The sequence below is a fragment of the Azovibrio sp. genome (assembly GCF_049658005.1).
Taxonomy (GTDB): domain Bacteria; phylum Pseudomonadota; class Gammaproteobacteria; order Burkholderiales; family Rhodocyclaceae; genus Azovibrio.
The window spans coordinates 1-10068 of record NZ_JBASOH010000114.1 but is presented as its reverse complement, the minus strand read 5'-3'; the positions used below and the strand labels follow the sequence as shown (position 1 = coordinate 10068).

General features: G+C 63.7%; 9 protein-coding genes. 3 read left to right on the top strand and 6 right to left on the bottom strand.

All coding sequences use genetic code 11. The features are described 5' to 3' along the window. Window positions 1–73: 73 nt before the first annotated feature. Together WBH99_RS10590 and alkB are read right to left on the bottom strand one after the other, a co-directional pair. Window positions 74–1804: an ABC transporter ATP-binding protein/permease gene (locus tag WBH99_RS10590; RefSeq protein WP_424220057.1), complete on the bottom strand. Its 1731-nt coding sequence runs from the start codon at window positions 1802–1804 to the stop codon at window positions 74–76. Further along, window positions 1801–2472 carry a DNA oxidative demethylase AlkB gene (gene alkB / locus WBH99_RS10585; RefSeq protein ID WP_424220056.1) on the bottom strand — a complete coding sequence of 224 codons (672 nt, stop codon included), beginning with the start codon at window positions 2470–2472 and terminating at the stop codon, window positions 1801–1803. Before alkB ends, WBH99_RS10590 begins: the two co-directional genes overlap by 4 nt. A 169-nt stretch (window positions 2473–2641) precedes the next feature. Here alkB and WBH99_RS10580 point away from each other — a divergent pair, with 169 nt between their 5' ends. After that, window positions 2642–3337 (top strand): DUF3334 family protein, encoded by a 696-nt coding sequence (locus WBH99_RS10580; protein WP_424220055.1) that lies wholly within the window; start codon window positions 2642–2644, stop codon window positions 3335–3337. 24 nt (window positions 3338–3361) lie between these two features. Here WBH99_RS10580 and ettA read toward each other — a convergent pair whose 3' ends face one another. The 4 genes from ettA to WBH99_RS10560 form a co-directional block, all read right to left on the bottom strand. Next, window positions 3362–5407, bottom strand: coding sequence for an energy-dependent translational throttle protein EttA (gene ettA, locus WBH99_RS10575; protein WP_424220054.1), 2046 nt, complete (start codon window positions 5405–5407; stop codon window positions 3362–3364). After that, complete coding sequence (locus WBH99_RS10570) at window positions 5407–5637, bottom strand: type II toxin-antitoxin system CcdA family antitoxin (protein WP_424220053.1); 231 nt, start codon at window positions 5635–5637, stop codon at window positions 5407–5409. The genes ettA and WBH99_RS10570 overlap by 1 nt, the downstream gene beginning before the upstream one ends. 63 nt (window positions 5638–5700) lie before the next feature. Beyond that, the gene (locus WBH99_RS10565; RefSeq protein WP_424220052.1) at window positions 5701–8307 is read right to left on the bottom strand and encodes a glycosyltransferase; all 2607 of its coding nucleotides are present in this window, start codon (window positions 8305–8307) and stop codon (window positions 5701–5703) included. Window positions 8308–8312: 5 nt separating this feature from the next. After that, a complete protein-coding gene (locus WBH99_RS10560) occupies window positions 8313–8702 on the bottom strand; it encodes an ATP-binding protein (protein WP_424220051.1) in 390 nt (129 codons plus the stop codon). Between the two features lie 52 nt (window positions 8703–8754). On the opposite strand from WBH99_RS10560, the gene WBH99_RS10555 reads away from it, so the two are divergent. Together WBH99_RS10555 and WBH99_RS10550 are read left to right on the top strand one after the other, a co-directional pair. Continuing rightward, window positions 8755–9207 carry a FecR family protein gene (locus WBH99_RS10555; RefSeq protein ID WP_424220050.1) on the top strand — a complete coding sequence of 151 codons (453 nt, stop codon included), beginning with the start codon at window positions 8755–8757 and terminating at the stop codon, window positions 9205–9207. Next, a complete protein-coding gene (locus tag WBH99_RS10550; RefSeq protein WP_424220048.1) occupies window positions 9194–9781 on the top strand; it encodes an OmpA family protein in 588 nt (195 codons plus the stop codon). The genes WBH99_RS10555 and WBH99_RS10550 overlap by 14 nt, the downstream gene beginning before the upstream one ends. Window positions 9782–10068 lie beyond the last annotated feature (287 nt).

Here is a 10068-nt window from a genome sequence, read left to right as displayed (position 1 = left end):
GCGGCGCTTCAACCAGGCCGGCGGCGCTTCAACCAGGCCTGCGGCGTTCTTCAGCCAGGCCGCGGCGCTGAGACTAAGCCTGCGCCGCTTTGGGCCGCCGCAGTTCGAGGCGGCGGCCGTGCAGGGGGAACAGGCTGTCGTGGCGGCTGATGTGCAGCAAGGTGGTGTCCGGCAGTTCGTGGTGCAGCATTTCCAGGGTGCAGACCTCGTCCTTGGGGTCGAAGGCGTCGGTGGCCTCTTCAATGAACACCCAGTCGGGGCGCTGCAGGAACACCCGCGCCAGCCCCAGGCGCTGCTGGGTACGCAGGGGCATGGCGCGCCCCCAGTTTTCCGTTTCGTCCAGACGCGGTGCCAGCCAGGCGAGCCCGGCGCATTCCAGGGCCCGGTGCAGGGCGGCGTCGCCGTAATGGCCGGGTTCGTGGGGATAGCAAAGGGTGTTTCTCAGGCTGTCTTCCGGCAGGAAGGGACGTTGGGGCAGGAACATGATGCCCGCTTCTTCGGGCAGGCGGATCTCGCCGCTGCCCCAGGGCCAGAGGCCCGCCACCGCCTTGAACAGGGCTTCCGTCACCGTCGGCTCGCCGGTGATGAGCAGGCGTTCGCCGTGATGCACCTGCAGGTCCAGGGGCGCGAGCAGCAGCTGTCCGGCCGGGGTCTGCAGGGCCAGCTGGCGGAATTCCAGCAGGGGCTGGCGCGCGTGGCGGATGTGGATGCGGCGCAGGGCGGCGGATGGGGCCTGTTCTTCCCGTTCCAGGGCCTGCATGTCGTGGTACAAGGAGACGATGCGGTCCATGGAGGCGCGGCAGCGGGCCAGTTCTCCCAGGTTGTCCACCGGCCAGGACAGGGCCGAGGTGAGGCGCTGGAAAGCCTGGGCTGCCTGCATCAGGATGCCCAGGGACATGGCGCCGGCCATGTACTGGGGGGCGGCGATCAGGATGGGGAAGACCGGCAGCAAGGTGCCATAACCGGTGGAAAAGGAGACGATGCCCAGGTAGGCCAGGGTCTGACGGTTCCAGCCCCGGCCCACGTCGGCAAACAGGCGGTCGGCGCCGCGCCGCTCGAAATCCTCTCCGTGCAGCAGGGCAATCGCTTCCGAGTGCTGGCGGGCCCGGGCCAGACCGAAGCGCAGATTGGCCTCTACCGTCTGCAGCCGGTTGGTGGTGCGGATCAGGGAGCGCCCCAGCGACAGCCCCAGGGCAGCACCGCTGCCCGCATAGAGAAAGGCCGCCAGCACCATGTAGCCGGGCACCGCCAGACCGGTGCCGGGCAGGGTGGCGCTGCCCGAGACGGTCAGCAGGATGTCCACGAAGCTGCCCAGGATGAGCAGGGAGAACAGCAGGGTGTGAGCCAGGGCAATGGCGACTTCGGTGGCGATGCGGATGTCCTCGGCGATGCGGCCATCCGGGTTGTCGTGTTCCCCCGCCATAAACTGCAGCTTGTAGTGGTGGGAGCGGGCCATCCAGTGGTCCAGCAACAGTTCCGTCATCCAGCGCCGCCAGTCCAGTTGCAGCCAGCGTTTGACATGCAGGTGCAGGGCGGTGACGGCCATGGTGAGGGCGAAGATCAGGGCGAAGATCAGGATCAGGTGCAGCAGTTTGCCCAGGGCGCGTGCTTCCAGGGCATCGAACAGGTCGCGGTGCCAGTAGCTGATCCAGATCGCCAGGAGCACCTGGCCCACCGTGAGCAGGATCAGCAGCAGCACGGCGCCGCGTACCTGCCAGCGATGGCCGTCGTTCCAGTAGTCCAGGGCCAGGGCGGCAAACTGGCGCCCGGCGCCGGGGAAGAAGGGTCCGGCCGGGGCGGTCATGGGCCTGGCTCCGGCCGGGATGCGGCACAGCGGAAGGTCAGGTTGAGGCGGCATGCCCCGGTCAGGGGGTGCTGGCCGGGCTGGATGGGCTGGATGCCATGCCAGCGCAGGCGGGCCGGGCCGCCCCAGACCAGCACGTCGCCGTGTTCGAGCAGGATGCGCTGCGCCTTGTCGCCCCGCGCCAGGCCGCCGAACAGGAAGCAGGCGGGCAGGCCGAAGGAGAAGGAAACGATGGGCAGGTTCAGGTCGGCCTCATCCTTGTCCTGGTGCAGGGCCATCTTCGCGCCGGGAGCATAGCGGTTGATCAGGCAGGCGTCGGGAGCAAAGCCGGCAAACCCGGCCTCCCGGGCGGCATCCACGGCGGCCTGCCGCCAGCTGGAAGGCATCGGAGGCCAGGCGCTTCCATCCAGGGGGTCGGTAGGGCTGTAGCGGTAGCCCTTTCGGTCCGTCACCCAGCCCAGGGTGCCACAGTTGCTCATGGCGACCGACATGGAGAATCCCCCCGGGGTCTGCATGTGGCGCAGGGGGGCCTGGGTCAGAAGGGTGGGGAGTTCCGCCAGCAGGGCCGCGGCTTCGGCCTCGAGGCGATGGCGCCACAGCACGGCGCCGGGCGCCAGTTCGAGGCGCTCGACAGGGTTTGCGAGGTGGGAGAAAAGATCAAGGCTCATGCTCAGGTCCGGCATTCTGGCTCATAATCGGCGGCTTGAGCAGGGGGTGGCCTTCCCCGGGGCCATCCGCCATGGCCGGTAAGGCCATGTTCGGGGTTGGTCCAACAGTGCAACAACAGGCTCCGCCCATGTTATAGATAGCGGAATTTCCCTCCACTGGACCCAGCACATGACTGCAACTGCAAAACCCGTCGCCTACGGCACCGAAGATATTCTCATCAGTCTTTGCAATTCAGTGACCAAGGTCCTGAATATGGCCACCCATGGCGAGATTCGCTACTCCGGCATGGTGCAGCGCATCAACAAAACCTGTCTCAAGCCCGATATTGGCTGTTTCGTGTTGCTTGATGGCGGTTTTTCTGGTCTCGTGGTCATCAACTTCTCATCTCAGGCTGCGATGGAGTTGTATCAGAGCTACATGCTCAGCATGGGCATGTGCAAGGATGATCTGGCCAGTTCCCATACCGCTGACGACGTCAGCAATGTGATGGGCGAACTGATGAACCAGATCGTTGGCGACTTCACCAATCAGATCGGGCGTGAATTGCAGACCTACATCACCCAGAACCAGCCCAGGATGCTGGTGCTCAACAAGCCGGTGATGCTGAGCGTGGACACCCAGCTGGACAAGCCCGAAGCCCGCCGGGTTACCTTCTACACCGGGCACAACCACATCTTCTACCTGGAACTGGCCATGGATGGCACCGAGTTCATCAAGCTCTACGACTTCGAGCCCCAGGAGGCCGTGAATCCCGATGAGCTGATCGCCCAGGCCAATGGGGGCGGGACAGCCGCAGCGCAGACGGCTCCCGCCCAGCCTTCCCGCAGCGAACATGATGACCTGCTGAAATCCCTGGGCATGTGAGGGCGGGCGGTCTGCCGTGGGGGTTCAACGGCTGATGGGCTTGTAGCGGATGCGCTTGGGTTTGGCGCCTTCCTCACCCAGGCGCTTCTTCTTGTCTTCCTCGTATTCGTGGAAGTTGCCGGGGAAGAAGGTCCACTGGGAATCGCCTTCGGCGGCGAGGATGTGGGTACAGATGCGGTCCAGGAACCAGCGGTCGTGGGAGATCACCAGGGCGCAGCCGGGGAATTCGAGCAGGGCGTCTTCGAGGGCGCGCAGGGTTTCCACGTCCAGGTCGTTGGAAGGTTCGTCCAGCAGCAAGACGTTGCCGCCGGTCATCAGGGTCTTGGCCAGGTGCAGCCGGCCTCGCTCGCCGCCGGAGAGTTCGCCCACCCGCTTGCCCTGATCGCCGCCCTTGAAGTTGAAGCGGCCGATGTAGGCTCGGCTCGGCATTTCGAACTTGCCGATCTGGAGGATGTCGCGGCCTTCGGCCAGTTCGTCGAACACGGTCTTGCTGCCGTCCAGGCAATCGCGGGACTGGTCGACATAGGCTATCTTCACCGTGCTGCCGACCTCGATTGCGCCGGAATCGGGCTGTTCCTGACCGATGATCATCTTGAACAGGGTGGATTTACCGGCGCCGTTGGGGCCGATGATGCCGACGATGGCGCCGGGGGGAAGGGTGAAGCTGAGCTTGTCCATCAGCAGCTTGTCGCCAAAGGATTTGCTGACGCCGTCGAATTCGATGACCTTGTCGCCCAGGCGCTCGCCCACGGGAATGAAGATTTCCTGGGTTTCGTTGCGCTTTTGGTAATCGAAGCTGGACATTTCCTCGAAGCGGGACAGGCGGGCCTTGGACTTGGCCTGGCGGGCCTTGGGATTGCTGCGCACCCATTCGAGTTCCTGCTGCATCGCCTTCATGTGCGCGTCGACCTGCTTGTTTTCGGCTTCGAGCCGGGCTTCCTTTTGTTCCAGCCAGGAGGAGTAGTTGCCCTTCCAGGGAATGCCGTGGCCGCGGTCGAGTTCGAGAATCCACTCGGCGGCATTGTCGAGGAAGTAGCGGTCGTGGGTGACGGCCACCACGGTGCCGGGAAAGCGCACCAGGAACTGCTCCAGCCATTCCACCGACTCGGCATCGAGATGGTTGGTGGGTTCGTCGAGCAGCAGCATGTCGGGCTTTTCGAGCAGCAGCTTGGCCAGGGCGACGCGGCGCTTTTCACCGCCGGAAAGATTGCCGATCTTCGCCTCCCAGGGCGGCAGGCGCAGGGCGTCGGCGGCGATTTCCATCTGGTTTTCCACGTCGCTACCGGAGGTGGCCAGGATGGCTTCGAGACGCGCCTGTTCTTCGGCGAGCTTGTCAAAATCGGCATCCGGCTCGGCGTAGGCGGCGTACACGGCTTCGAGCTTTTCCTGGGCCTGCATCACTTCGCCCAGGGCGGATTCCACTTCTTCCTTGACGGTCTTTTCTGGATCGAGCACGGGTTCCTGGGGCAGGTAGCCGATCGAGAGGCCGGGCTGCCAATGCACCTCGCCTTCATATTCCTTGTCTTCGCCCGCCATGATCCTGAGCACGGTGGATTTGCCCGAACCGTTCAGGCCCAGCAGGCCGATCTTGGCGCCGGGGAAGAAGGAGAGGGAAATATCCTTGATGATCTGCCGCTTGGGCGGGACGATTTTGCTGACATGCAGCATGGACATCACATATTGGGCCATGGTGATTTTCGCTTGTATTAAAGAACACCGGTGAAAAGGAGGTCGAGGGCGGCAAGCCGGGCTTCCCGCTCCGAGGATAAGTTGCAAACGGGTTGCAAACGGGTTGCAGGGTTGCAAACGGGTTGCAGGGTTACAAACGGCCTGGCGCAGGCGGTGTGCCGGGATCGCGGCCAGATCCTGAATGCGGACGAAATAGGGCTGCCCCTCGACTTCCACCACGGGATTGAGGCGCAAGATGGGGATGGATCGGCCACCCCCTTGGCCGCGTAACGGGGCGACCACCCCATTATCGAGGCGTTCCAGCAGCTCGCTTTGCAGCACGACGAGGTCAGACAGGCGCTCCCGGCTTTCCGGATTGGGGTAGACGTCAAAGCGATGCATCAAAAGGCTCTCGAGCCATTACTCCAGAGACCTTGTTCTGCGACTTCACGGTTATAGGCCTCGATGGCCGCCTGGTTCCGGGCCAGCCATTCGGCTTCCCGCTCTTTCTTCAGTTCGGCCTGCAAGGCGGTGTCCAGCATCTGGGAAAGATTGATCTTGCGGGCCCGGGCTTCTTCGAGCAGATCCACCCGCAGGCTGAGGTTGGTGGCTTTCTTGACGGGGGAAGTCATGGCGGACACTCCGGCGCAGCACGAATGCGCGCACCCTATGCGCATCCGTGCTGCCTGTCAATTTCAGGCTTGCGGGCTGGCCTTGGGCTCGGGCTGCTTTTCCGGCCAGTAGGCGGCGATCTGGCAGCCCAGGGCGGCCCAGTAGGGGATGGTTTCGAGCAGCAGTACGGCGATCCAGGCCTTGGCCGCCGGGTCTTGGGCTCCCAGGCCGAAGGCGACGATCCAGGCGCCCAGCAACAGGGCGACCAGGAGGCCCATTTCTTCCCGGATGGGAGTGAAGAAAGCGAGGCCGCCCTTGGCTTTCCAGCCCTTGGGGGTGACCACGAATTCTCCCTTTTTCTTGAAGATGCCGGCGAAGATGCCCCGGGCGATGGCGTGGGAGATGCCGGCCGAGAGCAGCGAGGCGCCGGCGATGTCCACCCAGGGGCAGTCCATGGTGCGGCGGTAGAGGATCGGCCCCAGGGCCGCCTTGAAGGCCATGAAGCCGAGCATGGGCACGACCAGCAGCACGACCGGCAGGCCGAAGGACTTGGGCGCCATCAGGATCAGGAGGGTCCAGATCAGCGAGGCGAAGGTGAAGACGAGCTGCAGGGCATCGCCAAACCAGGAGAACCAGCCGGTGAGGAAATGGTAGCGCTGGGCGATGTTGAGCTGGCTCGGGCCCAGCAGGGCGGGCAGGTGGGCCTTCAGGATCTGCATGGCGCCAAAGGCCCAGCGGAAGCGCTGGCTCTTGATGGCGGAAAAGTCGGCCGGGGTGAGGCCCTTGCCCAGCACATGGTCCACGTAGCGGGTGTCAAAGCCCTGGCGCAGCAGGCGCAGGCCCAGTTCCGAATCCTCGCAGATGCACCACTCCGACCAGCCGCCCAGATCGTCCAGGGGTTTCCTGCGCACCAGGGTCATGGTGCCATGCTGGATCAGGGCGTTACGCTCGTTGCGATGGTGCATGCCGATGCGGAAGAAACCTTCGAATTCCCAGTTGCACATGCGCCGGAAGGGCTGGTGCTCCCAGTTGCGGTGGGCCTGGGGCGCCTGGACCACGGCCACGTCCGGGGCTTCCACGAAATGGGGAACGAGGGTGGCGAGCCAGTCCGGGGACACCACATAGTCCGCATCCACCACCCCCACCACTTCTGCCCGGGGATCGGTCTGCTTCAGGGCGAAATTGAGGGCGCCGGCCTTGAAGCCCGGCCAGGGACGCAGGTGAAAGAAGCGGAAGTTGGGGCCCAGCGTCGCCATATGGGCTTCCACCGGCTTCCACAGGGCCTCGTCGGCCGTATTGTTGTCGACCACCAGCACTTCGAAATGGTGGTAATTCATGGCGGCCAGGCTGTCGATGGTCTCGATCACCATCTCCGGCGGTTCGTTGTAGCAGGCCAGGTGGATGGAGACGAAGGGTTCCTGTTCCGGCGGCAGGGGCGGCAGGGGCGTGAAGCGGCGCTTCCAGACGTTCTTGAACAGCACCTCCCCGAATTCGTAGCCATGGGCCAGCAGCACGGAAATGGTGATCAGGGTGGCGGCAATCAGCAGGGACAGGCCCACCAGGTCCCGCTGACTCAGGTAGTAGTCGGCGGGCACGTTGATGCCCAGCACCAGGGTCGTGACGCAGGCCTGGACCAGGATCGCCAGCCACAGACGGCCCATGAAGCTCCAGCTACCCAGCAGCAGGCCGATCAGCAGCATCGGGGCAAAGGCGTAAAGAGATGCGTTGTAGGCCTTGCTCTGCCAGCGGATGTCCCGGGGCACGGCGCCTTCCAGGGAGAATTTCGGCTCCCGGTCGGCGTTGAAGACGCCCCAGTAGGCCCCCGCCCAGCCTTCCAGTTCCATCTTCCAGGGCTGGTCGATGGCTTCCATGATGTAGTAATCGAGCTTCAGTGTCCGTTCCGAAGCCAGGAAGCTGCGGATGAACAGCGCCTCATTGGCCCGCGAGGCTACGGCGGCCTCGATGATGGGCCCCCGGCTGGGCCAGCCGATTTCGCCGATGACGATCTTCTTCCTGGGGAAGGCCTTGGCCAACTCGTCGTAACGCTGCATGGCGTAGTCCAGGGCTTTTTCGACGGGCAGGCCCTCGTGGTAGGGCAGCAGGTGCACGGTGATGAAATCGACATGCTTTGCCAGTTCCGGATACTTCAGCCAGACATGCCAGGGTTCGGCGGTGGAAACAGGTTTTCTGGTGGCCTTCCTGACTTGTTCGAGCAGGGGGATCAGGGTGTCCGGCTTCATGTCCTGACGCAGGAGGGATTCGTTGCCGACGATGAGCCGTTCCACGTGTTTGTACTGGCGGGCGATCTGGATGCCGGCTGCCACCTCCCGGGCGTTTTTCTCCTCGTCCCGGTCCAGCCAGATGCCGTGGGTCACCTTGATGCCGCGAAACCCGGCCAGGGGCACTACTGCCGCATTGTCCAGGCTGCTGTAGGTGCGTAGCCGGTTGGTGTACTGGGCCAGCAGGTCCACGTCACCCGTCAGTTCATCGAGGCTGGGGTAGTCGGCGGTCAGGGGGCTCTGGTGGCGTTGGTAGCCGCTGTAGGCAAAGCCCTTCACCTCCTGCTCTGCATCGGCGATGGGTTGGTTGCTGTTGGCAAGATCCCAGAGTGCGTACTGGACAAAAGCGACGAATCCCGCGATGAGCAGGGCGCTGCCCAGGCGGAGCAAGAACTGGAACAAGTGTTTCATGGGGGTCAATCCTGGATTCTGGAGGGGGTGCCAAAGCGCAGGCAGATCAGGTTGCAGCCGTCCCGGCGCTGGTAATCCAGCTCGTCCGGCAACTGGCAGATCAGGGCGAGACCGGCCCCTGCCTGTTCCGGGTTTTGCCGGGCGGGCTGGCTGCGGGGGTCAAAGGCCGGCGCCCGGTCCGAGTAGGTCAGCCGCACCTGGCCGGCCTCTTCCGTCAGGCTCAACTCGATAGGGGCATCGCAGGCTTGGCCGTAGCCATGCTGCAGGGTATTGAGGAAAAGCTCTTCTGTCACCAGTTGCAAACGGAGCAGTAATTGTGAGTCCAGTTCCAGTTGGCTACCGCTATACTCCAGCCAGTTCATGACCGAAGTCAGCTGCTGGTGTTGGGCTGTCACTCGCAAGTGTTCTTGTCTTGTCAATTGTGCAGTTTGAGGGAGGAATACAAACATGATTAAACCACAATGGCTGCTGGCAACTCTGTTTGTATGGTCAGCGAATCATCTTTTAGCCGCCGAATCGGCGGGGACCGTGAAACGGGTGAGTGGTCAGGTCCAGGTGGAACGTGGCAGCGAAAGGCTGAAGGCCGGGCCGGGCATGGCCATCTTCGTGGCCGACAAGGTACGTACCGGCAGCGACGGTGCCGTGGGCATCACCCTCAAGGATGAAACCCTGCTCTCGGCCGGTGCCAATTCCCTGCTCAGCCTGGACAAGTTCAGCTTCGACCAGACGACCCATCAGGGAGCCATGCGGACCACCGTGAAACGGGGCCGCCTGGCGGTCGTTACCGGCAAGCTGGCCAAGACTTCGCCGGAAACCGTGGAGTTCCATACCCCCAACAGCATCCTCGGGGTGCGGGGAACCGAATTTGCCCTGGAGGTGAATGCCCATGAAACCGAATAAGTCGTTGTGGGCCGTGCTGGCTTGCCTCGGGCTCTCGGCCTGCGTCAGCGAACGGGTGGTGCTGTTGCCCGAGCCCGATGGCAAACCCAGCGCTCTGGTGATTCGGTCCGGCGGGCAGCAACAGGTGCTCGATCAACCCTATGAAGCGGTGCAGCGCCAGGGCGGCAGCCTGACGGCCACCACCATGCCGGCCGCAGCGGTGCAGGAACGCTTTGGTGCCGTGCTGGCCCAGATGCCGCCCCGTCCGGTGAGTTTCGTGCTGTATTTTCTCGAAGGCAGCAGCGAGCTGACGCCGGAATCCCGGGCGCAATTCCAGGCCGTCCGCCAGGAACTGGCCAGCCGGCCCGTGGCGGAAATGCTGATCGTCGGCCATACGGATACCGTCGGTGATCTGCGCGGCAACGATGTCCTGTCCCTGGAGCGTGCATCGGCCATGCGCGAGGCACTGAAGGCCGAAGGCATCGACCCCGGCGCCGTGGAAGTGGCTGGCCGGGGCGAACGGGAATTGCTGGTCAAGACCGGCGATGAGGTTGCCGAACCCCGCAACCGCCGGGTAGTCATCCGCATTCGTTGAGGCTTGATGGGCTGACAACCGAGCCCGGCGGGCATCCGGTTGTCTATAAAAGCAGGGCGGTTCATTCCGAAGCCAATCTTGAAGCTTCGGCCGAAGGGCAGATCTTGGGGCGGCCATATACGAAGGGTCAGACGAAGACGAAGGGTCAGACGAAGGGTCAGGGCACGGGGTATGACCCCAAAATGTCAATCGACCTCTCAGGGTATTGGTGGCTAACGTGAAGTTGAGCGGCGCTGTAGCGCGCAGTGCGGAGGCCCTGAGAAATTAAATGACCCTGACCCCTTTTC

Coding starts and splice junctions, on each gene's coding strand:
- WBH99_RS10580 (WP_424220055.1), top strand. CDS start 2,642: ATGACTGCAACTGCAAAACCCGTCGCCTACGGCACCGAAGATATTCTC.
- WBH99_RS10550 (WP_424220048.1), top strand. CDS start 9,194: ATGAAACCGAATAAGTCGTTGTGGGCCGTGCTGGCTTGCCTCGGGCTC.
- WBH99_RS10555 (WP_424220050.1), top strand. CDS start 8,755: ATGATTAAACCACAATGGCTGCTGGCAACTCTGTTTGTATGGTCAGCG.
- ettA (WP_424220054.1), bottom strand. CDS start 5,407: ATGCATCGCTTTGACGTCTACCCCAATCCGGAAAGCCGGGAGCGCCTG.
- WBH99_RS10570 (WP_424220053.1), bottom strand. CDS start 5,637: ATGACTTCCCCCGTCAAGAAAGCCACCAACCTCAGCCTGCGGGTGGAT.
- alkB (WP_424220056.1), bottom strand. CDS start 2,472: ATGAGCCTTGATCTTTTCTCCCACCTCGCAAACCCTGTCGAGCGCCTC.
- WBH99_RS10590 (WP_424220057.1), bottom strand. CDS start 1,804: ATGACCGCCCCGGCCGGACCCTTCTTCCCCGGCGCCGGGCGCCAGTTT.
- WBH99_RS10565 (WP_424220052.1), bottom strand. CDS start 8,307: ATGAAACACTTGTTCCAGTTCTTGCTCCGCCTGGGCAGCGCCCTGCTC.